This is a genomic window from Candidatus Kosakonia sp. 282A-S69 (assembly GCF_029433855.1).
Taxonomy (GTDB): domain Bacteria; phylum Pseudomonadota; class Gammaproteobacteria; order Enterobacterales; family Enterobacteriaceae; genus Kosakonia; species Kosakonia cowanii_A.
Genome location: NZ_JAROAU010000003.1, coordinates 2,500,776 through 2,523,832 on the forward strand (window position 1 = coordinate 2,500,776; position 23,057 = coordinate 2,523,832).

Annotated in this window: 25 protein-coding genes and 1 riboswitch; of the genes, 11 read left to right on the forward strand and 14 right to left on the reverse strand. The window is 59.2% G+C overall.

Annotation, left to right across the window (positions count from 1 at the left end; all coding sequences use genetic code 11):
* Positions 1-72: 72 nt before the first annotated feature.
* The 7 genes from PU683_RS17480 to moaA form a co-directional block, all read right to left on the reverse strand.
* The gene (locus tag PU683_RS17480) at positions 73-246 is read right to left on the reverse strand and encodes a hypothetical protein (RefSeq protein ID WP_277173704.1); all 174 of its coding nucleotides are present in this window, start codon (positions 244-246) and stop codon (positions 73-75) included.
* A 61-nt stretch (positions 247-307) separates the two neighbouring features.
* Entirely contained in the window at positions 308-1,015 is a 708-nt protein-coding gene (locus PU683_RS17485) for a Bax inhibitor-1/YccA family protein (RefSeq protein ID WP_277173706.1), read from the reverse strand.
* A gap of 64 nt (positions 1,016-1,079) precedes the next feature.
* A complete protein-coding gene (gene moaE, locus PU683_RS17490) occupies positions 1,080-1,532 on the reverse strand; it encodes a molybdopterin synthase catalytic subunit MoaE (protein WP_277173708.1) in 453 nt (150 codons plus the stop codon).
* A 1-nt stretch (position 1,533) separates the two neighbouring features.
* On the reverse strand, positions 1,534-1,779 hold the full coding sequence (moaD, locus tag PU683_RS17495) for a molybdopterin synthase sulfur carrier subunit (RefSeq protein ID WP_277173710.1): 246 nt from the start codon (positions 1,777-1,779) through the stop codon (positions 1,534-1,536).
* Entirely contained in the window at positions 1,772-2,257 is a 486-nt protein-coding gene (moaC, locus tag PU683_RS17500; RefSeq protein ID WP_277173712.1) for a cyclic pyranopterin monophosphate synthase MoaC, read from the reverse strand. Before moaC ends, moaD begins: the two co-directional genes overlap by 8 nt.
* A 3-nt stretch (positions 2,258-2,260) precedes the next feature.
* On the reverse strand, positions 2,261-2,773 hold the full coding sequence (moaB, locus tag PU683_RS17505; RefSeq protein WP_277173714.1) for a molybdenum cofactor biosynthesis protein B: 513 nt from the start codon (positions 2,771-2,773) through the stop codon (positions 2,261-2,263).
* A gap of 18 nt (positions 2,774-2,791) precedes the next feature.
* The gene (gene moaA, locus PU683_RS17510; protein ID WP_277173716.1) at positions 2,792-3,781 is read right to left on the reverse strand and encodes a GTP 3',8-cyclase MoaA; all 990 of its coding nucleotides are present in this window, start codon (positions 3,779-3,781) and stop codon (positions 2,792-2,794) included.
* A riboswitch (molybdenum cofactor riboswitch) is annotated at positions 3,769-3,912 on the reverse strand. It overlaps the preceding gene by 13 nt.
* A 407-nt stretch (positions 3,913-4,319) precedes the next feature.
* Here moaA and yvcK point away from each other — a divergent pair.
* From yvcK to pmrB, 4 genes are all read left to right on the forward strand, one after another.
* The gene (gene yvcK / locus PU683_RS17515) at positions 4,320-5,228 is read left to right on the forward strand and encodes a uridine diphosphate-N-acetylglucosamine-binding protein YvcK (RefSeq protein ID WP_277173718.1); all 909 of its coding nucleotides are present in this window, start codon (positions 4,320-4,322) and stop codon (positions 5,226-5,228) included.
* Positions 5,229-5,336: 108 nt separating this feature from the next.
* Positions 5,337-6,980 (forward strand): phosphoethanolamine transferase EptA, encoded by a 1,644-nt coding sequence (gene eptA / locus PU683_RS17520; protein ID WP_277173721.1) that lies wholly within the window; start codon positions 5,337-5,339, stop codon positions 6,978-6,980.
* On the forward strand, positions 6,977-7,651 hold the full coding sequence (gene pmrA, locus PU683_RS17525) for a two-component system response regulator PmrA (protein WP_277173723.1): 675 nt from the start codon (positions 6,977-6,979) through the stop codon (positions 7,649-7,651). Before eptA ends, pmrA begins: the two co-directional genes overlap by 4 nt.
* Positions 7,651-8,763 carry a two-component system sensor histidine kinase PmrB gene (gene pmrB / locus PU683_RS17530; RefSeq protein ID WP_277174323.1) on the forward strand — a complete coding sequence of 371 codons (1,113 nt, stop codon included), beginning with the start codon at positions 7,651-7,653 and terminating at the stop codon, positions 8,761-8,763. Before pmrA ends, pmrB begins: the two co-directional genes overlap by 1 nt.
* 120 nt (positions 8,764-8,883) lie before the next feature.
* Here the strand turns inward: pmrB and uvrB are convergent, their stop codons facing one another.
* Positions 8,884-10,905: an excinuclease ABC subunit UvrB gene (gene uvrB / locus PU683_RS17535; RefSeq protein WP_277173725.1), complete on the reverse strand. Its 2,022-nt coding sequence runs from the start codon at positions 10,903-10,905 to the stop codon at positions 8,884-8,886.
* A gap of 173 nt (positions 10,906-11,078) precedes the next feature.
* On the opposite strand from uvrB, the gene PU683_RS17540 reads away from it, so the two are divergent.
* Positions 11,079-11,282: a hypothetical protein gene (locus PU683_RS17540; RefSeq protein ID WP_277173727.1), complete on the forward strand. Its 204-nt coding sequence runs from the start codon at positions 11,079-11,081 to the stop codon at positions 11,280-11,282.
* A gap of 379 nt (positions 11,283-11,661) precedes the next feature.
* The gene (locus PU683_RS17545; protein WP_277173729.1) at positions 11,662-12,384 is read left to right on the forward strand and encodes an ABC transporter ATP-binding protein; all 723 of its coding nucleotides are present in this window, start codon (positions 11,662-11,664) and stop codon (positions 12,382-12,384) included.
* Here PU683_RS17545 and bioD read toward each other — a convergent pair.
* Genes bioD through bioB form a run of 4 tightly spaced genes read right to left on the reverse strand, consistent with a single transcriptional unit; the run spans position 12,326 to position 15,968 of the window.
* Positions 12,326-13,048: a dethiobiotin synthase gene (gene bioD / locus PU683_RS17550; RefSeq protein WP_277173731.1), complete on the reverse strand. Its 723-nt coding sequence runs from the start codon at positions 13,046-13,048 to the stop codon at positions 12,326-12,328. The genes PU683_RS17545 and bioD overlap by 59 nt on opposite strands.
* Positions 13,041-13,790, reverse strand: a complete 750-nt coding sequence (bioC, locus tag PU683_RS17555) for a malonyl-ACP O-methyltransferase BioC (protein ID WP_277173733.1) — start codon at positions 13,788-13,790, stop codon at positions 13,041-13,043. Before bioC ends, bioD begins: the two co-directional genes overlap by 8 nt.
* A complete protein-coding gene (gene bioF / locus PU683_RS17560; protein ID WP_277173735.1) occupies positions 13,777-14,931 on the reverse strand; it encodes an 8-amino-7-oxononanoate synthase in 1,155 nt (384 codons plus the stop codon). Before bioF ends, bioC begins: the two co-directional genes overlap by 14 nt.
* Positions 14,928-15,968: a biotin synthase BioB gene (gene bioB, locus PU683_RS17565; protein WP_277173737.1), complete on the reverse strand. Its 1,041-nt coding sequence runs from the start codon at positions 15,966-15,968 to the stop codon at positions 14,928-14,930. The genes bioF and bioB overlap by 4 nt, the downstream gene beginning before the upstream one ends.
* Positions 15,969-16,053: 85 nt before the next feature.
* Here bioB and bioA point away from each other — a divergent pair, with 85 nt between their 5' ends.
* From bioA to PU683_RS17585, 4 genes are all read left to right on the forward strand, one after another.
* The gene (bioA, locus tag PU683_RS17570) at positions 16,054-17,349 is read left to right on the forward strand and encodes an adenosylmethionine--8-amino-7-oxononanoate transaminase (protein ID WP_277173739.1); all 1,296 of its coding nucleotides are present in this window, start codon (positions 16,054-16,056) and stop codon (positions 17,347-17,349) included.
* Positions 17,350-17,396: 47 nt separating this feature from the next.
* Complete coding sequence (locus PU683_RS17575; RefSeq protein ID WP_277173741.1) at positions 17,397-18,077, forward strand: type 1 glutamine amidotransferase domain-containing protein; 681 nt, start codon at positions 17,397-17,399, stop codon at positions 18,075-18,077.
* Between the two features lie 13 nt (positions 18,078-18,090).
* Positions 18,091-18,567: a kinase inhibitor gene (locus PU683_RS17580; protein WP_277173742.1), complete on the forward strand. Its 477-nt coding sequence runs from the start codon at positions 18,091-18,093 to the stop codon at positions 18,565-18,567.
* 112 nt (positions 18,568-18,679) lie between these two features.
* Entirely contained in the window at positions 18,680-19,963 is a 1,284-nt protein-coding gene (locus PU683_RS17585) for a putative acyl-CoA thioester hydrolase (protein WP_277173744.1), read from the forward strand.
* Positions 19,964-20,028: 65 nt separating this feature from the next.
* On the opposite strand, the gene pgl is transcribed toward PU683_RS17585, so the two are convergent.
* Positions 20,029-21,024 carry a 6-phosphogluconolactonase gene (gene pgl / locus PU683_RS17590; RefSeq protein WP_277173746.1) on the reverse strand — a complete coding sequence of 332 codons (996 nt, stop codon included), beginning with the start codon at positions 21,022-21,024 and terminating at the stop codon, positions 20,029-20,031.
* A gap of 155 nt (positions 21,025-21,179) precedes the next feature.
* On the opposite strand from pgl, the gene PU683_RS17595 reads away from it, so the two are divergent.
* Positions 21,180-21,998: a pyridoxal phosphatase gene (locus tag PU683_RS17595; RefSeq protein ID WP_277173748.1), complete on the forward strand. Its 819-nt coding sequence runs from the start codon at positions 21,180-21,182 to the stop codon at positions 21,996-21,998.
* Here PU683_RS17595 and modC read toward each other — a convergent pair whose 3' ends face one another.
* Positions 21,999-23,057, reverse strand: a complete 1,059-nt coding sequence (modC, locus tag PU683_RS17600; protein WP_277173750.1) for a molybdenum ABC transporter ATP-binding protein ModC — start codon at positions 23,055-23,057, stop codon at positions 21,999-22,001.

Below are 23,057 nucleotides of genomic sequence, written 5' to 3' on the forward strand. Positions count from 1 at the left end.
GCATTACACCGTTTAAGCGGCTCCACTCCCGTAGGCCGGATAAGGCGTAGCCGCCATCCGGCCTACGGTGCTTTAGCGCGACGCGCTGGACGATCCTGATGAAACCAACACTATCAGCGTTTGGAATATGTTGAGAAAAGCGGTCGCCGCGCTGAGCGCCACGCCCGCCGCCAGCCACAAATACGCTTTCACCAGTAACTCAACGGGCATCAGCTGCACCGGGGCTATCCAGCCAGATACTCTCACCGCTCCTCCGTGAAAAGCGCAAAAAAATCCCGGCCGCGGCCGGGATGAGGTACGCCGTTGCTTAACGGCGGTTGCCGAAAATACGCAGCAGCATCAGGAACAGGTTGATAAAGTCGAGGTAGAGCGTTAACGCACCCAGAATCGAGTATCTGCGCAGCTCTGCGCTGTTGCTGACATCAATCTGCTGACCGATCGCTTTCAGCTTCTGCGTGTCATAAGCGGTCAGGCCGACAAAGACAATCACACCGATATAGGTGATGACCCACATCAGCGCCTCGCTCTTCAGCCAGAAGTTGACCAGCGAAGCGAGCACAATACCAATCAGCCCCATAAAGAGCATATTGCCGAAGCCGCTGAGATCGCGTTTGGTGGTGTAGCCATAAAGGCTCATCACGCCAAACATCCCGGCGGTGACCACAAAGGTGGCGGCAATCGACTGCGAGGTATAGACCAGCAGAATGCTGGAGAGCGTCAGGCCGGTGAGCGCCGAATAGAGCATAAACAGGCCGGTCGCCAGCGCGGGGCTCAGTTTATGGATCATACCGGAGATGACAAACACCAGCGCCAGCTGGGCGATAATCAGCCCGAAGAAGGTGATTTGGCTGGAGAAGACGAAGCTCATGATCGCTTCGCTGCGTGCGGCGTACCATGCGACAAAGGCGGTTAACAGCAGACCGCAGGTCATCCAGCCATAGACCTGCGCCATATAAGTTTGCAGCCCGGTACGGCTGCCCTGCACGATGGAATCGGAACGGGGGAAACGATCCATAATCACTCCTGATTGATGGGTTAACACAGCAGTAAGGTTAACACATCAATCGGCACCCTGCGTGCTACCAGCGTTTCGCTGCCTGCCGATCGCTGTCGCGCGCTTCCACCCAGCGTTCGCCCTCCGGCGTCGCTTCGCGCTTCCAGAAGGGCGCGCGGGTTTTCAGGTAGTCCATGATAAATTGCCCGGCCTCGAAGGCGCTGCTACGGTGCGCGCTCCCCACGCCGACAAAGACAATCTCATCCCCCGGCCAGAGTTCGCCGATGCGGTGATAGACGCTTACCCGGCCGAGCGGCCAGCGGCTGCGCGCCTCGTCAACGATGGCGGCCAGCGACTTCTCCGTCATCCCCGGATAGTGCTCCAGGGTTAAGGCGCTGACGCTGTCGCCCAGATTGTGGTTGCGCACTTTGCCGGTAAAGGTCACCACCGCCCCATCTTCATCGCGCCCGGCCAGCCAGCTGTACTCATTGCCGACGTTGAACGCGGCGCGGTCGACGCAAATTCGCGTTTCGCTCATCTCAGCCTCCGGTCACCGGCGGGAAAAAGGCCACTTCATCGCCGCTTGCCAGCGGATGATCGAAAGTGACCATTGTCTGATTGACTGCCGCCAGCAGTTTGCCCTCCTCCAGCGCCAGCGCCCAGCGGTCGCCCTGCGCGGCAAGATGCTGGCGCAGCGCTTCGACGGAGGGGAAAAGTGTCTCAACGTTGAGCGTGTCGCAGCCCACCAGCTCGCGCACCTGCGCGAAAAAGAGTACTTTAAGCATCGCTCTCCACCCTGAAATCCCCCGATTTGCCGCCGCTTTTTGCCAGCAGACGCAGCGGGCCAATCACCATATCTTTCTGCACCGCTTTGCACATATCGTAGATCGTCAGCGCGGCGACCGAGGCGGCGGTTAAAGCTTCCATCTCGACGCCGGTTTTGCCGCTCAGACGGCAGACAGATTCAATGCGCACGCGGTTATGCTCCGGCTGCGCCTGCAGGTGTACCTCCACTTTGCTCAGCAACAGCGGATGGCAGAGCGGGATCAGCTCCCAGGTGCGTTTCGCCGCCTGAATACCGGCAATGCGCGCGGTGGCGAAGACATCGCCTTTGTGATGGCTACCGTTGACAATCATCGCCAGCGTCTCTGGCAGCATGGTAACAAAGGCTTCGGCGCGCGCTTCGCGCACGGTTTCCGCTTTGGCGGAGACATCCACCATATGCGCTTCGCCGTCGGCGTTAATGTGGGTCAGTTGCGACATAACTTACTTCTTCAAATGGGAGTAAAAATTACACGGACGCGTGCGCGCATCGAGCTGCGGTTCAATGACGTTTTCCCATGCGGTGCGGCACGCTTTGGTCGAGCCGGGCATGGCGAAAATCAGCGTCTGGTTGGCAACGCCCGCCAGCGCCCGGGATTGCAGCGTCGAGGTGCCGATCTCTTCGAAGGACAACATGCGAAACAGCTCGCCAAAGCCCTCAATTTCGCGGTCAAACAGCGGCAGCAGCGCTTCCGGCGTCTGGTCACCTTCTGTGAAGCCAGTCCCGCCGTTAATCAGCACCGCCTGCACTTCGTCGCTTGCGATCCATGCTGAGACCTGGGCGCGAATGGCGTAGCGGTTCTCATTGACGATCGCTTTATCCACCACCTGATGTCCGGCATCGTGCGCGGCGTCGCGCAGATAGTGACCGGAGGTGTCATCCTCTTCACCGCGACGGCTGGAAACCGTCAAAATAGCAAGCCTGACCGGGATAAACTCAGCGCTGACCTGGCTCATCTCTCTCTCCTTGCGGCGTTACCCGCCGATATATGAAAGGTTTTGCGTAATGCCCGTATTGCCCTGATGCAGGAAGTGGGTCTGCTTTTTCTGGCTGAGCGCCGTGGCGATACGATCTTCAAGCCTGCTCTGCTCCTCGTCCGCCTGCAGCAGATCGCGCAGATCGACGCCGCCATCGCCAAACAGGCAGAGGTGCAATTTGCCGGTGGAGGAGACGCGCAGGCGGTTGCAGCTGGCGCAGAAATCTTTTTCATAGGGCATGATAAGCCCGATCTCGCCCTCGTAATCCGGGTGGCAGAAGACCTGCGCCGGGCCGTCGCTGCGCTGGCGCAGCTGGTGGATCCAGCCGCGTTTAAGCAGCTCGTCGCGCAGTACCATGCCGGAGATGTGATGTTTGCGGAACAGATCGCTCCCTTCCCCCGTCTCCATCAGTTCAATAAAGCGTAGCTGGATTGGCCGCGTCTGGATCCACTCCAGGAAGGTATCGAGCTGGTGATGGTTCACGTCGCGCATCAGCACAGTATTGACCTTCACCTTCGAAAAACCGGCGCTAAAGGCGGCGTCGATGCCCGCCATCACCTGACGAAACTTATCCTGCCCGGTAATGGCGTGAAACTGGCGAGCGTCGAGGCTGTCGACGCTGACATTGATCGCCGTCAGCCCGGCGTCGCGCCACTGGGCGACGTCGCGGGCCATGCGGTAACCGTTGGTGGTGACGGCAATCTGGCGAATGGCGGCGTTCTCCCGCACCGCGGCGATGATGTCGGTGAAATCGCGGCGCAGCGACGGTTCACCGCCCGTCAGACGCACTTTTTCAGTGCCCATCGCGCTAAAGGCGCGGGTCACGCGGCGAATTTCATCGAGGCTGAGAAAGCCGTTGTTATTAACGCCGCCGGGCTTGTAGCCATCCGGCAGGCAGTAGGTGCAACGAAAATTGCACACGTCGGTAATCGACAAACGCAAGTAATAGAACTTGCGCGCGAACGCGTCAGTCAGTTGTGAGGCCATGTACACCTTTCCAAGTACGGGAGATGCAGTCATTTCTTCCTGCACCCTGGCAGCAAGAGCTCACGCTCTGCTACGGCCAAAGCACCATATCTTGCGACACAGGTGCAGAGGCTTGAGTGTATCCTCGTCGTCTTTCGGGCGGCATCGGTGTTGGCTGCCTTCGCGCCCCCCGGTCACATAGCGATCTATGCTCCCGGGGAGTTGCTCAGTTGCCGCCTTGATGCAACCCGAAATGCTGTGAGGAGTATCCTCGCCGTCTTTCGGGCTACATCGGTGGGATGTACCCCGAAAGCCATTGAGGAGGGTTATGTTAGGCACGCTAACATGCTCTGGCGATAGTAGCGCGATCGCCCGGCTTTCGCCATTATGAATATCGTTATATAAATCAGTACATAGCGACATAATCGTGCACAATGGCTACAGAGTACGCGAAAATCGCATTTTTGCTTTGATATGTGTCATTTTACACGGGACGCGGCATCGTCTTTTGGTGGTATTTACGCTAACGTAGCGCGATAAAAAATCATAAGGAACAATTATGCGTAACCGCACCCTCGCCGACCTGGATCGCGTTGTCGCGCTCGGCGGCGGGCATGGTCTTGGGCGGGTGATGTCTTCGCTTGCCTCACTGGGATCGCGCCTCACCGGCATTGTCACCACTACCGATAACGGCGGCTCCACCGGACGTATTCGCCGCTCCGAAGGCGGCATCGCCTGGGGCGATATGCGCAACTGCCTCAACCAGTTAATTACCGAACCGAGCGTCGCCTCGGCGATGTTTGAGTACCGTTTTAGCGGCAATGGCGAGCTTTCGGGCCATAACCTCGGAAACCTGATGTTAAAGGCGCTTGATCACCTCAGCGTGCGCCCGCTGGAAGCCATCAACTTAATTCGCAATTTATTGAAAGTGGATGCCTTCTTAATCCCGATGTCCGAGCAGCCGGTCGATTTGATGGCCACGGACAGCGAAGGCAACGTGGTGTATGGCGAGGTCAATATCGACCAACTGCATGCGCCGGTGCAGGAGCTGATGCTGTCGCCGAAAGTCCACGCCACCCGCGAAGCGGTGCAGGCGATTGCTGAAGCGGATCTGATCCTGATTGGCCCCGGCAGTTTCTACACCAGCCTGCTGCCGCTACTGCTGCTCGATGAGTTAGCCCAGGCGCTACGCCGCACGCCTGCGCCGGTGGTCTATATCGGTAACCTCGGAAAAGAGCTCAGCCCCGCTGCTGCTGGTCTGACGCTGGCGGATAAGCTCTCGACCATGGAGCAGTACATCGGCAAGCGCATTATCGACGCGGCGGTGGTGGGACCAAAAGTGGACGCCAGTTCGGTCACAGACCGGCTGATTATTCAGGAGGAGCTGGAGGCGAGCGATATCCCCTATCGTCACGACCGGGTCCTGCTGCGCAACGCCCTGGAGAGAGCGGTGCAGCAGCTTGGCTGACGCGCGGACGGGGCAGACTCAGCCCCGTCAAAGCCTTTGCTTAATTTCTTAAGGTTGTCTTAAAAATCCACTGTCAGCATAGCGCTATTCTCATTCTGGAATTTGGCTATGCGCACGCTTTCGCTTCACCGGCCCTCTTTAAGCCGCCTCTCACTGCTCACGCTTGCGGCGCTCTATATCGCGCTGGTGCTCAATATTGTCTTTTACCGCCAGGCGTTTCATCTGCTGCCGGTCGACTCGCTGCATAACGCCCTGGTGTTCCTCACCATGCCGCTGGTGGCCTTTAGCGTGATCAACATTGTACTGACGCTGGCATCGTTTCTGCGCCTCGACCGGCTGCTGCTGAGCCTGTTTATTCTGGTCTGCGCCGCTGCGCAGTACTTTATCTCCACCTTCGGCGTGATTATCGACCGCTCGATGATCACTAATATTCTCGATACCACCGCGGCGGAGAGCTTCGCCCTGGTGTCGGGCAAAATGGTCATGACGCTGGTGCTGACCGCTCTGCTTCCGGTGATCATCGCCTGGTGGATCAAGATCAAACCGGCCCGCCCACGGCTGCGCGGCATAATGCTGCGCCTGCTCAGCGTGGCGATCTCCGCACTGATGATCGTTGCCGTGGCGGTGCCGTTTTATAAAGATTACGCCTCGCTGTTTCGCAACAACAAAGAGCTGGTGAAGTCCCTTGGCCCGTCGAACGCCATTGCTGCCTCGCTCTCCTGGTATGTCCATAACCGCATGGATAACCTGCCGCTGGTGCGCATCGGAGAAGATGCCCATCAGCTTGCGCAGATGAAGCGCGGCGCGCGTAAAAACCTCACCATTCTGGTGCTGGGCGAAACCTCGCGCGGGGATAACTTCTCTCTCGGCGGATATGGTCGCGACACTAACCCGCTGCTGAAGCAGGATAATGTTATCTACTTTCCCAACACGACTTCGTGCGGCACTGCAACGGCGGTCTCCGTGCCCTGCATGTTCTCCGGCATGACGCGCGCCCACTATGACGATCAGCTGGCGCATCACCAGGAGGGGTTGCTTGATGTGGTGCAGCGCGCCGGAATTCAGGTGCTGTGGAATGAGAACGACGGCGGCTGTAAAGGGGCCTGCGACCGGGTGCCGCATCAGGATATGACGCAGCTGAACCTGGCGGATTACTGCATTAAGGGCGAGTGCCAGGATGAGATCCTGTTCCGCGATCTGGCCCGCTATATCGATCAACTTCCGGGCGACGGGCTGATTGTGCTGCACACCATTGGCAGCCACGGCCCAACCTACTACAACCGCTACCCGGCGCAGATGCGGAAATTTACCCCGACCTGCGACACCAATGAGATCCAGACCTGCTCCCGCGAGCAGCTGGTGAACACCTATGACAACACCATCGTCTATGTCGACTATATTGTTGATAAAGCGATTAAATTACTGCAATCAAAACAGGAGAGGTTTACCACCAGCCTGGTCTACCTCTCCGATCATGGCGAATCACTGGGTGAAAATGGCGTTTACCTGCACGGGCTGCCCTACTCCATCGCGCCCGCCACGCAGAAACATGTGCCGCTGCTGATCTGGCTCTCGCCGGATTACCAGACGCGCTACGGCATTAACAGCCAGTGTGTCGCGAAAAATGCGCGGGAGAAGGCCTACTCGCAGGATAACCTCTTCCCGACCATGTTAGGTATACTGGGCGTCAGCACCACGGTCTACCATCCTGAAGACGATATTCTCACGCCGTGCCGGGAGCAGGTGAAATGAAAATTCTGGTGATTGAAGATGATGCGCTGCTGCAACAGGGGCTGATCCTCGCGATGCAGAGTGAAGGCTACGCCTGCGATGGTGTCTCGACCGCCCATGAAGCGGCGCTCTGCCTGGCGGGAGGTCACTACAGCCTGATTGTGCTCGATCTCGGCCTGCCTGATGAAGATGGTCTGCATCTGCTCAACAGGCTGCGTAAAGAGAAATATACCCTGCCGGTGCTGATCCTTACCGCCCGCGATACCCTCGACGATCGCGTGGCGGGGCTTGATACCGGCGCGGATGATTACCTGGTCAAACCCTTTGCACTTGATGAGCTTAACGCCCGCATTCGCGCGCTGCTGCGCCGTCATAACAATCAGGGCGATAACGAGATTGTTCACGGCAACCTGACGTTGAACGTCACCCGCCGCCAGGCGTGGCTGGAGGGGCAACTGCTGGAGCTGACGCCAAAAGAGTACGCGCTCTTATCGCGCCTGATGCTGAAAGCCGAAAGCCCGGTGCATCGCGAAATCCTCTACAACGATATTTACAACTGGGATAACGAGCCCTCCACCAATACGCTGGAAGTGCATATCCACAATCTGCGCGACAAGATTGGCAAGTCGCGCATCCGCACCGTGCGCGGCTTTGGCTATATGCTGGTGTCGCCGCAAGAGCGCTTTGCGTGATGGGAATGTTCGACTTTCGTCACTGGAGCCTGCGCCGCCGGCTGCTGCTGACCATTGGCGGCATTCTGCTCTTCTGCCAGCTGGTCAGCGTCTTCTGGCTCTGGCACGAGAGTGAAGAGCAGATCCAACTGCTGGTGCAGACGGCGATCCACAACCACAACAACCGTAAACATATTGAGCATGAGGTGCGCGAAGCGGTGGCGAGCCTGCTGGTGCCAAGCCTGCTGATTATCGGGCTTGCGCTGCTGCTCTGCATGCAGGCGGTGAAAGCGATCACCCGCCCGCTCTCGGAGCTTCAGCAGGAGCTGAATAAGCGCACGCCGAACAACTTGCAGCCTATCATCCTCGATCAGAGCGTCAGCGAAGTGGAGGCGGTCACCTCCGCGATTAACGATCTGGTCTCGCGCCTGACGTTAACCCTCGATCGCGAGCGGCTCTTTACCGCTGATGTTGCTCATGAGCTGCGTACACCGCTCGCCGGGCTACGTCTGCACCTTGAACTGATGGCCAAAAGCAGCGGTATGCAGGTCGAGCCGCTGGTGCAGCGCCTCGATCAGATGACGGAAAATATCGCCCAGTTGCTGCTGCTGGCGCGCGTGGGGCAATCGTTCTCTGCCGGTACATATCAACAAGTGACCCTGTTACGCGATGTGGTGCTGCCGATGGAAGAGGAGCTGCGTACCATGCTGGCGGCGCGCGATCAGCGCCTGGTAATGCCGGTTGAGGGCGAAGGGATGGCGGTAGCGGGCGATGCCACCTTGCTGCGGCTGCTGGTGCGTAATCTGGTGGAGAATGCCCATCGTTACAGCCCGGTCGGCAGTACGATTACCGTGCGGCTGGAGCAGGCGGAAACGCCGGTGCTGGCGGTAGAAGATGAGGGGCAAGGGATTGATGAGAGCCGCAGCGGCGAGCTGAGCAAAGCGTTTGTCAGGATGGACAGCCGTTACGGCGGCGCCGGTCTCGGCTTAAGTATCGTCACGCGCATCGCGCAACTGCATGAGGCGCAGTTTTTCCTGCACAATCGGCTGACGCAAAATGGGGTGCGGGCGTGGGTTAAATTCAGTGCGCCCGAGCGGGGAAGTCTCAGTAGCTCAGCAGCCAGTAATGGGTAAAGCCAACCACCACTGCCAGCACAAAGGCCACAGCAAAACACTCACGAACGGTAACTTGTTGCATCACACTCTCCTCGACAAAAACTGAGGAGAGTGTGACAGGGCTATGTTAAGTCAACATTAAGAGGCGACAATAAACAGCTCGCGCAGTTGATGGAGCTGATCGCGCACCTTCGCCGCCTCTTCAAACTCCAGATTCTGCGCATGCTGCATCATCTGCCCTTCCAGCTCATGAATTTTCTGTTGCAGCGCTTTCGGCGTCAGGCCCAGCTCAGGTGCGTCGGCCTGCACCGGCGAGCGGGACTTGCCGCGCCCTTTGGCTTTGGTTTTCGCCAGCCCTTCGCCAAGCGCCAGAATATCCACCACTTTCTTGTTGAGCCCCTGCGGCGTAATGCCGTGCTCTTCGTTGTATTTCTGCTGTTTCTCGCGGCGGCGCTCCGTTTCGCCAATCGCTTTCGCCATCGACGGCGTGATCTTATCGCCGTAGAGGATCGCTTTGCCGTTGACGTTACGCGCCGCACGGCCAATGGTCTGGATGAGCGATCGTTCGGAGCGCAGGAAGCCCTCTTTATCCGCATCGAGAATGGCGACCAGCGACACTTCCGGCATATCCAGCCCCTCACGCAGCAAGTTGATGCCGACCAGCACATCGAACTCACCAAGGCGCAGGTCGCGGATAATCTCCATACGCTCGACGGTGTCGATATCGGAGTGCAGATAGCGCACCTTCGCGCCGTGCTCGACCAGATATTCGGTCAGATCTTCCGCCATGCGTTTGGTCAGCGTAGTCACCAGCACGCGCTCGTTGATCTCGACGCGCTTGCGGATCTCGGAGAGCAGATCGTCAACCTGGGTGGCTACCGGGCGCACCTCGATAACCGGATCCAGCAGGCCAGTCGGGCGCACCACCTGATCGATCACCTCTTCGCCCGATTTCTCCAGCTCGTAGTTGCCCGGCGTCGCAGAGACATAGATGGTCTGCGGTGCCAGCGCTTCAAACTCTTCAAACTTCATCGGGCGGTTATCGAGCGCTGACGGCAAGCGAAAACCATACTCCACCAGCGTCTCTTTACGCGCCCGGTCGCCGCGGTACATGCCGCCGATTTGCGGGATAGTCACGTGGGATTCATCGATCACCAGCAGCCCGTCGGCGGGCAGATAGTCAAACAGCGTCGGCGGCGCTTCGCCGGGCCCGCGCCCGGAGAGATAGCGTGAGTAGTTCTCGATGCCGGAGCAGTAGCCCAGCTCGTTCATCATCTCGAGGTCAAACTGTGTGCGCTGGGTAATACGCTGCTCTTCCAGCAGCTTATTGTTCTCCAGCAGAAACTTCCGCCGCTCTGCCAGCTCAACTTTGATCTCTTCCATTGCCTGCACGATGCGCTCGCGGGGGGTGACGTAGTGCGTTTTCGGGTAGATGGTAAAACGCTGAATAACGGATTCGATATGGCCGGTCAGCGGATCGAAGAGCGACAGACGCTCAACCTCTTCGTCGAACAGCTCAACGCGCAGCGCCAGATCGTCCGACTCTGCCGGGAAGATATCAATCACTTCGCCGCGCACGCGGAAGGTGCCGCGCTGGAACGCCTGGTCGTTACGGGTGTACTGCAACTCCGCCAGCCGGCGCAGGATCGCGCGCTGATCGATGATCATGCCATTGGTGAGGTGCAGCATCATCTTCAGGTAGAGATCGGGATCGCCCAGACCGTAGATGGCGGAGACCGACGCCACTACCACCACATCACGCCGCTCCAGCAGCGCTTTGGTGGCAGAGAGACGCATCTGCTCGATATGTTCGTTGACCGACGCGTCCTTCTCAATGAAGGTGTCCGAGCTTGGGACATAGGCTTCCGGCTGATAGTAGTCGTAGTAGGAGACGAAATACTCCACCGCGTTATCCGGGAAGAACTCTTTCATCTCGCCATAGAGCTGTGCCGCCAGTGTCTTGTTAGGTGCCAGCACCATTGTCGGGCGCTGCAGATCGGCAATCACATTGGCCACGGTGAACGTCTTCCCTGAACCGGTTACCCCGAGCAACGTCTGGTGCGCGAGCCCGTCTTCCAGCCCTTCCTTGAGGCGACGGATTGCTTCAGGCTGATCGCCGGAGGGGCGAAAAGCGGAATTCAGTTTGAACGGTTTACTCATGAATGGCACCTGATGAGGAGTGGGGCAGGTAAGACAGTTTACTCACCATGCGCATTTTTGCCAACCGAAGATACTGGATGAAAAAACAGTGGCGGGTAAACCGATCTCATCTACCGTAGAGTAAAACATCGCATTGTGGCTGCGATTGCGCGATCGATAAGCGATTTAACCGCGTGTTAAAGGTTATCCCCAGAACTTTTGCCCTTTTAACATTTGTCAAGGTGATGTTTGACGCTTTTGTGGCAGCCGGTGACACTTTTCTTACAGCCATTGATTTTATTCAACCATTTGATAAAAAAAGAAAATATTTAAAAGACGGGTTTCGCACCAATTCATGCGCAAGCCGCGCCGCCTCTCGCTTGCCGCACGTTTTCTAACTCTAATGCACAAGGTTATCCACAGGAATAGTGGATAACTGCCCCCAGCCCGTGTACCCCGCCACTCGCCAAACTCCCCCTGGGGGGTGAAAAGGGGGAGGGAAAATTTTTTTATCGACTCTTTTCGGCAATTTTCAGATAACGATGCGCAGGATCCGCATGGGATCATTCTCACAATTTCACCACCCGTTGCACCACCAGCCGCTGCGGTAAGCACTGGCAAAGTGCAGAATTTTTACCTGGGTTTGCGCACCATCACGTTTTTTTCGCACGCATTCTCAGCCGTCTCCGAAAAAAAAGCCCTTTTCGCGTTCTGGCAAGCCTTTTGCAGTTGACCGTAGTGAAAGCAGTCATACCTGATGGGAACAAGGAGCGGATCATGTTGAGCTTACATGCGGTGAACCACTATTACGGCGACCAACATACGTTATGGGATATCGATCTGGAGTTAGCCCCCGGCCTCTGCACCTCGCTGGTCGGGCTGCCGGGTATGGGAAAAACCACGCTGGTGAACTGCATTACCGGCTACCTGCCGGTGGAGAGCGGTAGCATGATCTGGCAGGATGCGGGCGCACCGCCGCGCGATCTGCTCACCCTACAGGCCGAGCACCGCAGCGCGGTGGGTATCGGCTATGTGCCGCAGGACAGGCGCATCTTTTCGCAGCTGACGGTGGAGGAGAACCTGCATGTGGCGATGCGCGCCGCCGGTGACGCAAGCCATAACTTAAGTCGCGAGATCTTCGACCTCTTCCCGGAGCTGTATGGGCTACGCCAGCAACGCGGCGCGGCATTGTCGGAGGATAACCAGCAACAGCTGTCGATGGCGCGGGCGCTGGTTACGCGCCCGCGATTGTTGATCCTTGATGAACCGACGCGCGGCCTCGGCCAGGCGTTTATCCATAAACTGGGGAATTTGATCGTGCGGCTCAATCAGGAGTTTGGCATGTCGATCTTACTGGCGGAGCAGCAGCTGTCGCTGATCCGCCGGGTGGCGGATCGTTTCTGCCTGCTGCACCGCGGGCGGCGCGTGGCCGGGGGCGATATCAGAGAGTTAGATGATCCGCTGCTGGCGCACTGGTTGTCGCCGGAGTCAGTACGCTGAGATCGAGATAGTGGCCGGTTGCGGCGGTTTCCGGCGCATCCGCCAGCCACGGGATCTCACCGATCAGCGGCGCAGGCAGCAGGCGGCGCAGCGTCGCCATATACTCCTGATGGCGTTTACCCGGCTTGACCACGTCATTAGCGATCCAGCCTGCCAGCCTCAGCCCTGCCTGCTGCACCGCCTGCGCGGTCAACATCGCGTGATTGATGCAGCCAAGCTTGACGCCCACCACCAGAATCACCGGCAGGCGCTCTGAGGTGGCCCAGTCGGCAAAGGTCAGCGTCGGCGAGAGCGGCGTAAACCAGCCCCCTGCCCCTTCCACCAGCAGCCAGTCGGCCTGCTGCTCCAGTTGGCGTAAACCGGCCGACATCACATCCGCTTCTATCGGTTCATGCAGATCGGCGCTGACAATGTGCGGCGAGGTCGGCTCGGCAAAGGTGTAGGGGTTAACCGCTTTATAGGTGAGCAGCAAACTGCTGTGGCGCTGCAACGCCAGCGCATCGCTGTTACGTAGCCCGTCAGGCGTCATCTCGCTGCCGGAGGCGACCGGTTTATAGCCCGCGCTGCGCAGCCCGCGCAGGTTCGCCGCCTGCAACAATGCGCAGCTCGCCACGGTTTTACCCACTTCGGTATCCGTACCGGTCACAAAATAGCGTTCAGTCACGGGTCATCACTCCCCAAAAAAGTTGATAGGTCAGCGGGAACTTGCCCTGCTGTTGCGGCCAGGCCTGCTGTAGCCGCTGCAATTTGCCGCGCGTCAGCCCCTGCTGGCGACCAGCATGCAGGTGGGTCGCGCCAATCCCTTTAAGCGATCGCAGGGCGCTGGCAGCATCGGCAAACCAGAGGGTCACCGTTTCAGTACCGCAGCGCAGCGGCCAGCCGCCCAGCGCCTGCTCAATCTCTGCCGCGGGCAAAAAGCGATTGGCGTGGGGAAGGGTGTCCAGCGCGCGCCAGGCCTGATTCAGCTCCGGTAACGAGCCATCTGCCAGCGTGGTGAAGGCGATGTAGCCGCCCGGTTCAGTAACGCGCCGCAGTTCGCTAACCGCCTGGCGCAGATCGTCGCACCACTGCACCGCGAGGTTGCTCCATGCCAGTGAAAAAGTGGCATCCGCCAGCGGCAGCGCTTCGATATCCCCGGTGATGTAGCGCGCGGCGCTCTGCTGCTGGCGGGCTTCTGCCAGCATCCCCGGTGAGAGATCCAGTGCCGTGACGTCGCAGCCTTGCGCGCGCCAGTAGCGGCTCATCGCCCCCGGCCCGCAGCCAGCATCAATCACCCGCACAGGCGCTATCTCGCCCAGTTGCGCCAGCAGACAGTCGGCGCTGAGTCGCTGTAACTCATCGTGTCGCGCGTAGCTCTGGGCAGCGCGACCAAAGGCGGCGGCCACCGCCTGTTTATTCACCGCCATGCAGCGCCTCCAGCAACCTGTCGATATCTTCTGGCTGATGCGCGGCGGTTAGGGTCAGGCGCAAACGCGCCGTGCCGGGCGGCACCGTGGGCGGGCGAATGGCGGTTGCAAAGAGTCCCTGCTGGCGCAGGCGCTGGGCGAGATGCAGCGCACGCCTGTTGTCACCAACAATCAACGGCTGAATGGCGCTGTTAGCATCCGTCACTTGCAGATCCAGCCCGCGCACGCCGTTACGGAAACGGTCAATCAGCGCCGCCAGCTGCGCGCGCCGCGCATCGCCTTCAGCGGAGCGGATCACATCAAGCGCCGCACTGAGCGCCACCGCCTGCGCAGGCGGCATCGCGGTGCTGTAGATGAGATGGCGGGCGAACTGCACCAGGTAGTCGGCAACCGCTTCGCAGCAGAGCACCGCCGCGCCGCTGACGCCGAAACCTTTGCCGAAGGTGACCACCAGAATCTCGGGCTTCACCCCCTGCAGATGGCAGCTGCCACGACCCTGCTCGCCGAGCACGCCGATGCCGTGGGCATCATCCACCATCAGCCACGCTTTTGCGTGGTGCGTGGTGTCGGCAATCGCCGCCAGCGGCGCGCAGTCGCCATCCATGCTGAAGACACCTTCAGTGACCACCAGCTGCTGACCACTGAGCGGTTTGCTCAACAGGTTCGCCAGCTGCCCGACATCGTTATGGGCAAAACGGCGCAGCTGCGCCGGGCTGAGGGCAGCCGCTTCCAGCAGAGAAGCGTGGCTCAGCTTGTCGGCGACGATACGATCCTCTTTTCCGGTGAGCGCCGCAATGGTGGCCTGATTGGCGGCAAAACCGGAGATAAAGAGCAGCGCGCGCTCGTAACCGAGCCACTGCGCCAGCTCGCTCTCAAGTCGATGATGCGCAGCCGTATGACCGACAACATGGCCCGAGCCACCGCTGCCGACGCCATACTGCGTCGCGCCCTGCTGCCAGCCGGCAATCACCTGCGGATGCTGGCTCAAGCCGAGGTAATCATTGCTGGCGAAGTTGCAGAAGCGCTCGCCATTGAGGGTTAACCAGCGTCCGGCACCCTGCTCAACGGTGATGCGGCAGCGCAGGGCATCTGCCGCGCGGCGTTCGCTGAGCGCGGCTTCGATTCGCTGCTGCCAGCTCATAGGGTCGCCGCGTTGTAGTACTGTTCGGTGTCGGCGTGGAGCAACTGCTGCTCAATCTCCTGCTGCTGCTCGTTATCGCCATTCAACACCTGGGTCTGCTGCGGATTCAGCCCCAGTTTCTGGAAGAGGAGCAGATCTTTGTCCTCTTCCGGGTTCGGTGTGGTGAGCAGTTTGCAACCGTAGAAGATGGAGTTCGCGCCCGCCATAAAGCACATCGCCTGGGTCTGCTCGTTCATCTGCTCGCGCCCTGCCGAGAGGCGAACATAGGAGGTGGGCATCATGATGCGCGCCACGGCGATAGTGCGAATAAAGTCAAAGGCATCGACATCGTCGTTATCCGCCAGCGGCGTGCCTTTCACCTTCACCAGCATGTTGATCGGCACGCTCTCTGGCGGTGTCGGCAGGTTGGCGAGCTGCATCAGCAGCCCGGCGCGATCGGTGACGGTTTCACCCAGCCCGACGATGCCGCCGGAGCAGACTTTGATCCCGGCCTCGCGCACTTTATCCAGCGTATCGAGACGCTCCTGATAGGTACGGGTGGTGATGATGTTGCCGTAGAACTCCGGCGAGGTGTCGAGGTTGTGGTTGTAGTAATCAAGCCCGGCGTGGGCCAGACGCTGCGCCTGGCTCTCATTAAGGGTGCCGAGGGTCATGCAGGCTTCCAGCCCCATCGCTTTCACCCCTTCCACCATCTGCTCGAGGTAGGGCATATCGCGGTCGTTCGGGTTTTTCCACGCCGCACCCATGCAGAAGCGCGTTGAACCGGCCAGCTTAGCTTTGCGCGCCGACTCCAGCACCTGCTCCACCTCCATCAGCCGCTCTGACTCAAGGCCCGTTTTGTAGCGCGCGCTTTGCGGGCAATATTTGCAATCTTCCGGGCAGGCACCGGTTTTGATCGACAGTAGCGTGCTGACCTGCACCTGGCGCGGGTCAAAATGCTGGCGGTGGATTTGCTGCGCTTCAAACAGCAGATCCAGCAGGGGTTTTTCAAATAAAGCAGTGACTTGCGACAGTGTCCAATGTGTGTGGTGAGCCATCTGGCCTCTCCAAAAGTGTGATTAAATCGTTATTCGGTGTAGACTCGTAAACCTAAAACTTTTTAATTTGGTTTACAAGTCGATTATGACCCAGGACGATTTAGCTTTTGATCGGAGCCATATCTGGCATCCCTACACCTCCATGACTGCCCCCCTCCCCGTCTACCCGGTCGCGTCCGCGCAGGGTTGCGAGCTGCATCTCGCCAGCGGCGAAAGCCTGGTTGACGGAATGTCCTCCTGGTGGGCGGCGATCCACGGCTATGGGCATCCGGCGCTGAACGCCGCGATGAAAACGCAGATCGATGCCGTCTCTCACGTGATGTTTGGCGGTATTACCCACGCCCCGGCCGTGGCGCTCTGTCGCAAGCTGGTGGCGATGACGCCTGAGGCGCTGGAGTGCGTCTTTCTCGCCGACTCCGGTTCGGTGGCGGTGGAAGTGGCGATGAAGATGGCGCTGCAATACTGGCAGGCAAAGGGCGAATCCCGGCAGCGCTTTCTTACCTTCCGCAACGGCTACCACGGCGACACGTTCGGTGCGATGTCGGTGTGCGATCCCGACAACTCAATGCACAGTTTGTGGAAAGGCTACCTGCCAGAAAACCTCTTTGCACCCGCGCCGCAGAGCCGTTTTGGCGGCGAGTTTGACGAACACGATATGGTGGCATTTGCGCGCATTCTGGCCGCCCATCGCCATGAGATCGCCGCCATTATCCTTGAGCCGATTGTGCAGGGCGCGGGCGGCATGCGCATCTACCATCCCGAGTGGCTGAAGCGAATCCGTAAGATGTGCGATCGTGAAGGGATCCTGCTGATCGCCGATGAGATCGCCACCGGTTTTGGCCGCACCGGCAAGCTTTTCGCCTGCGAGCATGCGGGGATCACGCCAGATATTCTCTGCCTGGGTAAAGCGCTGACCGGCGGCACCATGACCCTCTCCGCCACGCTGACCACCCGCGAGATAGCCGAGACCATCAGCAACGGCGAGGCGGGCTGCTTTATGCACGGGCCAACCTTTATGGGCAACCCGTTGGCCTGCGCGGCGGCAACCGCCAGCCTGGTGATTTTGCAGCGCGGCGAGTGGCAGGCGCAGGTTGCCGCCATCGAAGCGCAGCTGAAGGCGGAGCTGGCCCCTGCCGCAGAGGCTGCAAGCGTCGCGGATGTGCGGATTCTCGGGGCGATTGGCGTGGTGGAGACCCGCTCACCGGTCAATATGGCGGCGCTACAGCGCTTCTTTGTCGGGCAGGGGGTGTGGATCCGCCCGTTTGGTCGCCTTATCTACCTGATGCCACCCTATATCATCACCCCTGCGCAGCTGTCGCGCCTGACGAAAGCGGTGAATGCCGCCGTGCTGCGCGCGGATCTCTTCGCCGACGAGGCGTAAAAGATGCACTACACTTTTGGGTTACTGACCTGAAACATGGAGGATATATGGCAATTCTGATGGTTCTGACGTCGCATGACACCCTCGGCGATACCGGTAAGAAAACGGGTTTCTGGCTCGAAGAGTTTGCCGCCCCCTGGTACATCTTTCAGGATGCAGGCGTAGAGGTGGTGCTCGCCTCTCCGGCGGGCGGACAGCCGCCGCTCGACCCGACCAGCGATGCGCCAGATGCGCAGACGCAGGATACCGAGCGTTTTCGTAAAGATGAAAAAGCGCAGCAGGCGCTGGCGAACACCCTCCCCCTGAGCAGCATCGACATCAGCGATTATGACGCGGTCTTTTTCCCGGGCGGCCACGGCCCGCTGTGGGATCTGGCTGAACATCCGATCTCCATCGATCTGATTGAAAAATATTGGGTCGGGGGAAAACCGGTCGCTGCGGTCTGCCACGCGCCGGGCGTACTGCGCCATGCGAAGAAACCGGACGGCACGCCGCTGGTGCAGGGTAAGCGCGTCACCGGTTTTACCAACAGCGAAGAAGAGGCGGTTGGCTTAACGAAAGTGGTGCCGTTCCTGGTGGAAGAGGCGCTGAAACAGGCGGGCGGGCAGTTCGAGCGTACCGATGACTGGGGCGTACATGTGGTCACCGATGGCCATCTGGTCACCGGCCAAAACCCGGCGTCCTCCGCAGCCACAGCGCAAGAGTTGCTGAAGTTACTGCATCGCTAAGTAAGGAGGTCGTATGAAGCTACTCAGCCATAATTTTCGTGACGGCGAGAAGTTGCCGCTGCGTCACGTTTTTAACGGTATGGGCTATACGGGCGATAATATTTCGCCCCATCTGACGTGGGACGAGGTGCCTGCGGGCACCAAAAGCTTTGTCGTCACCTGCTTTGATCCTGACGCTCCCACCGGCTCCGGCTGGTGGCACTGGATTGTAGCCAACCTGCCGGCGGATACCCGCGTGCTGCCGCAGGGTGCCGGCTCCGGCAGCGCCGCGTTACCGGAAGGGTGCGTGCAGACGCGCACCGATTTCGGCAGCGCAGGTTATGGCGGCGCGGCACCGCCAAAGGGCGAAACCCACCGCTATATCTTTACCGTACACGCGCTGGACGTGGAGAAACTCGATATCGACGAGAGCGCCAGCGGAGCGATGGTCGGCTTTAATGTCCATTTTCACACCCTCGGCAGCGCCACTCTCACCGCTCTTTTCAGCTAAAAGCCGGGGTTTTACAGCCGATTTAACAAATCGGCTTCCCGTTTCGCTCAACTTAGTATAAAAAAGCAGGCATTACGCTATCCCCTTTAACTTGCATAGTCTGGAGCACCCCTTGAACACATCATCGGTTTCCCGTCTGGCGCTGGCGCTCGCTTTTGGCGTGACACTGACCGCCTGTAGCTCGACACCGCCCTCTGAGCGTCCCTCTGAACAAACTGCGCCGGGTACCTCTTCGCGCCCAATTTTGAGTGAAGCTGAAGCGAAAAACTTCACCGCCGATCGCTACTTCACCCCGCTGGCGGCCAACAGCGCCGCGTGGAAACCTTACGCCATCCGCGTGCCGGAAAAAGCAGATTTCGTGGTCGGGCCGGCCGGTACGGCGGGTGTCACCCACACCACCATTCAGGCTGCGGTTGACGCTGCGATTAACAAACACGCCAGCGACCGCCAGTACATTGCGGTGATGCCGGGTGAATATGAAGGCACGGTCTATGTGCCTGCGGCCTCGGGCAGCGTGACCATTTACGGTACCGGTGAAAAAGCGGCGGATGTGAAGATCGGCCAGGCGATCGATTCTGAAATGGACCCGACCAGCTGGCGTCGTCTGGTCAATCCATCGGGCAAATATATGCCGGGCAAACCGGCGTGGTATATGTTTGATGCCTGCCAGCGCAGCCGCGCGGCAACCGTTGGCGTGATGTGCTCCGCCGTTGTCTGGTCGCAGAACAACGGTCTGCAACTGCAGAACCTGACGATTCAGAACACCCTCGGCGACAGCGTCGATGCCGGCAACCACCAGGCGGTGGCGCTGCGTAGCGATGGCGATAAAGTGCAGATCAACAACGTCAATATCCTCGGTCGCCAGAACACCTTCTTTGTGACCAACAGCGGCGTGGATAACACCCTGCGTAGCGATCGCCAGACCCGCACGCTGGTGACCAACAGCTACCTGGAAGGCGATGTGGATATTGTCTCCGGGCGCGGCGCGGTGGTGTTTGATAATACCGACTTCCGCGTGGTCAACTCGCGTACTCAGCAGGCAGGCTATGTCTTCGCACCGTCGACCCTGTCGAACCTCTATTACGGTTTCCTCGCCGTGAACAGCCGCTTTACCGCCGCCGGAAACGGTGTCGCGCAGCTGGGGCGCTCGCTGGATATCGACAGCAGCACCAACGGCCAGACCGTGATCCGCGATAGCGTGATTAACGAAGGCTTTAACGTCGCGAAACCGTGGGGCGATGCCGCCGTATCGGGCCGCGCCTATGCTGGCAATACCGGCACTGCGGATGATAAAGGCAACATCCAGCGCGATCTGAACGATGCGAAGTTCAACCGCTTCTGGGAGTTCAACAACCGCGGCCTCGGCAGCAAAGTGGTTGCCGAGCCGAAGAAGTAACTCAGCGCTCATAACAAAAAACCTCGCCACGGCGAGGTTTTTTTATGCCAGTAAAGGCCTGGTTATTACATGGCGTTAATGACTACCCACATTGGGCCCTGGCCCACGGCGTAACGCGCTTTTTCCGCCAGCAGCCCCTGCGCGCCGCTAATCTCATACAGCGCAATGTGGTGGGATTTCTGCCCGGCGGCAATCAGGTATTTCCCGCTGTTATCGATATTGAAGCCACGCGGCTGGGTTTCAGTCGGCTGGAAGCCCTCAATGGCGATAACGCTGCCATCTTCCGACACGCTGAAGATGGTCAGGGTGCTGGAGGTGCGGTCGCAGGCATAGAGGTGGCGACCATCCGGCGTGATATGGATATCTGCCGCCCAGCGGGTATCGGTAAAGTCCGGCGGCATCATATCAACGGTCTGCACGCATTCGGTTTTGCCATGCGGATCGCTCAGCTGCCAGACATCGACGCTGCTGTTGAGTTCGTTAATGCAGTAGGCAAAACGCTTATTCGGGTGGAAGGCCATATGACGTGGGCCTGCGCCCTCAACGGTGGTCACTTCCGACGGCTCCTGCGCGCTCAGCGCGCCCGTTTCGCCGACGGTAAAGAGACAGATGCGATCCTGCTTCAGGGCCGGCACAAACAGCGTGCGGTTGTCCGGGGAAATATTGGCCGAGTGGCACCCTTCCAGCCCCTCTTCAAGATGTACGGTCTCGCCCGGAATGCCATCATTAAGGCGCACGACGCTGACGCTGCCCGCATTGTAGGAGGCGCTAAACAGGAAACGCCCGCTGTGATCGGTGGAGATATGGGTCGGGCTGCCGGAGAGCGGCGCCTCCGCAGCGTACGTCAGTGCGCCATCGTCAGGGGAGATACGGTACGCAAGGACGCGAAATTCAGGGCGAACGCCAACGTAGAGGTAACGTTTATCCGGGCTAATCACCATCGGCTGCACCTGGCCTGGCACATCGACAACCTGCACCAGCGTCAGGTTGCCTTCGGAATTCAAACGCCAGACGTGGATCTGCTGACTTTCGGGGCTGGCGGTATAAACGGTCTGTTTCATGAACACTCCTTTCCTCTAATTCTTCTCTGCGTTAAGTAACCAGGATAGCCGTTTTTGCGGCTTGATGCTGAATTTCGCCCTCAGATTTTGCACATGCGGCGACGGGGTGTACCATCCCCGGACATGAAATTTCACCTTCAACCACGGGAAACGATATGACCTCGCGCGTAATAGCACTCGATTTAGACGGTACGCTTTTAACCCCGAAGAAGACGCTTCTGCCCTCTTCCCTTGAAGCGTTAGCACGCGCAAAAGCCGCCGGGCATCTGCCCATTATCGTGACCGGTCGGCACCATGTCGCTATCCACCCTTTTTATCAGGCACTGGCGCTGGATACACCTGCAATTTGTTGTAATGGCACCTATTTGTATGATTATCATGCAAAAAAGGTGCTCGCCGCCGATCCGCTGCCGGTTAACCAGGCGCAACAGTTGATCGCCCTGCTGGAGGAGTATCAGGTGCATGGCTTGATGTATGTCGATAACGCCATGCTGTATGAAAAGCCGACCGGCCATGTGCTGCGCACCACCGCGTGGGCCGAAGCGCTGCCGCCCGAGCAGCGCCCGGTATTCCAGCAGGTTGACTCCCTGCGCGCCGCCGCCACAGAGGTGGAGGCTATCTGGAAATTCGCCCTCACCGATGAAGATACCGGCAAGCTGAAACACTTCGCGCACCATGTTGAGCAGACATTAGGGCTGGAGTGCGAATGGTCCTGGCATGACCAGGTGGATATCGCCCGCGCCGGTAACAGCAAAGGCAAACGGCTTGCCGAATGGGTCGCCGCGCAGGGCTTATCGATGCAGGATGTTGTAGCTTTCGGCGACAACTATAACGACATCAGTATGCTACAGGCCGCAGGCACCGGCGTGGCGATGGGCAATGCCGACGATGCGGTCAAGGCCCATGCGGATATGGTGATTGGCGATAACACTGTCGATAGCATCGCCCAATTTATCTATAAAGCGCTGCTCTAATCAGGCGGTGATCGACACGCTTTTGATTTGGGCGTAAAGCCACTGGCCGGGTTTGATACTGAGCTCATCCCGCGCCCAGGGGCTGATGCGCGCCCAGAGCGTTCTTCCGCCAACATCCAGCTGCACCTCCACCTGCCCGTCAACATCGAAACACTGCACGATTTTGGCGCGCAGAATATTGCGGATGCTGGTGTTCATCGGCGGCTGGAGCACCAGCGACACATCGGTGGCCTGAATGCGGATACGCAGCGCGCTTTTCAGCGGCCGGTCAATCTTATTGACCCAGATATGCTGATCGCCCAGAGCCAGCGCGGTCATTGCGTAGTGCGGATGGTGTTCCAGCACCAGCACCCTCAGCACGCTGCTCTGCTGCTCCGACGGCAGCCAGGGGTTCATCACGCTGCTGCCCCACACATCTTCGAGGCTGCCAAAAGCTTTCACTTCGCCCGCTTCCAGCACCATCACTTTATCCGCCAGATGCAGGATCTCATCCAGCGAGTGGCTGACGTAGAGCATCGGGATATTGATCTCCTGCGCCAGCCGTTGCAGATAGGGGAGCAGTTCGCGCTTACGCGGAATATCCAGCGAGGCCAGCGGTTCATCCAGCAGCATCAGCTCCGGCGCGGTCAATAACGCGCGGCCAATCGCCACGCGCTGCTTTTCTCCGCCGGAGAGGCCGCCGGGCAGCCGATCGAGCAGCGGCTCTATGCCGAGCAGCGCCACCAGCTTATCAAACTGACCGGCCATCGATTTCGCCATGCCGTAGCGCAGATTGCCACGCACGCTGTAGTGCGGAAAGAGGCGCGCATCCTGGAAAACATAGCCGACGCGGCGCTTTTCCGGCGGCAGACACACCCTGCGTTCGGTATCGAACAGCACGCGATCGTTAAGCACGATGCGCCCCTCTTGTGGCTGCGTCAGTCCGCCGATGGCGTTGATAAGTGAAGTTTTCCCCGCGCCCGAAACGCCGAAGATAGCGGTGATGCCGCTGGCGGGCAGTGTTTCGGCGATACGTAACTGGTGGGTGCCCAGCGTCTGGGTGAAATTAAGCTCCAGCAT

Coding starts and splice junctions, on each gene's coding strand:
- pmrB (WP_277174323.1), top strand. CDS start 7,651: ATGGGAATGTTCGACTTTCGTCACTGGAGCCTGCGCCGCCGGCTGCTG.
- moaB (WP_277173714.1), bottom strand. CDS start 2,773: ATGAGCCAGGTCAGCGCTGAGTTTATCCCGGTCAGGCTTGCTATTTTG.
- pgl (WP_277173746.1), bottom strand. CDS start 21,024: ATGAAACAGACCGTTTATACCGCCAGCCCCGAAAGTCAGCAGATCCAC.
- PU683_RS17485 (WP_277173706.1), bottom strand. CDS start 1,015: ATGGATCGTTTCCCCCGTTCCGATTCCATCGTGCAGGGCAGCCGTACC.
- uvrB (WP_277173725.1), bottom strand. CDS start 10,905: ATGAGTAAACCGTTCAAACTGAATTCCGCTTTTCGCCCCTCCGGCGAT.
- pmrA (WP_277173723.1), top strand. CDS start 6,977: ATGAAAATTCTGGTGATTGAAGATGATGCGCTGCTGCAACAGGGGCTG.
- PU683_RS17575 (WP_277173741.1), top strand. CDS start 17,397: ATGGCAATTCTGATGGTTCTGACGTCGCATGACACCCTCGGCGATACC.
- PU683_RS17580 (WP_277173742.1), top strand. CDS start 18,091: ATGAAGCTACTCAGCCATAATTTTCGTGACGGCGAGAAGTTGCCGCTG.
- moaA (WP_277173716.1), bottom strand. CDS start 3,781: ATGGCCTCACAACTGACTGACGCGTTCGCGCGCAAGTTCTATTACTTG.
- PU683_RS17595 (WP_277173748.1), top strand. CDS start 21,180: ATGACCTCGCGCGTAATAGCACTCGATTTAGACGGTACGCTTTTAACC.
- bioC (WP_277173733.1), bottom strand. CDS start 13,790: ATGGCGGTGAATAAACAGGCGGTGGCCGCCGCCTTTGGTCGCGCTGCC.
- moaC (WP_277173712.1), bottom strand. CDS start 2,257: ATGTCGCAACTGACCCACATTAACGCCGACGGCGAAGCGCATATGGTG.
- bioF (WP_277173735.1), bottom strand. CDS start 14,931: ATGAGCTGGCAGCAGCGAATCGAAGCCGCGCTCAGCGAACGCCGCGCG.
- moaD (WP_277173710.1), bottom strand. CDS start 1,779: ATGCTTAAAGTACTCTTTTTCGCGCAGGTGCGCGAGCTGGTGGGCTGC.
- bioB (WP_277173737.1), bottom strand. CDS start 15,968: ATGGCTCACCACACACATTGGACACTGTCGCAAGTCACTGCTTTATTT.
- moaE (WP_277173708.1), bottom strand. CDS start 1,532: ATGAGCGAAACGCGAATTTGCGTCGACCGCGCCGCGTTCAACGTCGGC.
- yvcK (WP_277173718.1), top strand. CDS start 4,320: ATGCGTAACCGCACCCTCGCCGACCTGGATCGCGTTGTCGCGCTCGGC.
- PU683_RS17545 (WP_277173729.1), top strand. CDS start 11,662: ATGTTGAGCTTACATGCGGTGAACCACTATTACGGCGACCAACATACG.
- bioA (WP_277173739.1), top strand. CDS start 16,054: ATGACCCAGGACGATTTAGCTTTTGATCGGAGCCATATCTGGCATCCC.
- modC (WP_277173750.1), bottom strand. CDS start 23,057: ATGCTGGAGCTTAATTTCACCCAGACGCTGGGCACCCACCAGTTACGT.
- eptA (WP_277173721.1), top strand. CDS start 5,337: ATGCGCACGCTTTCGCTTCACCGGCCCTCTTTAAGCCGCCTCTCACTG.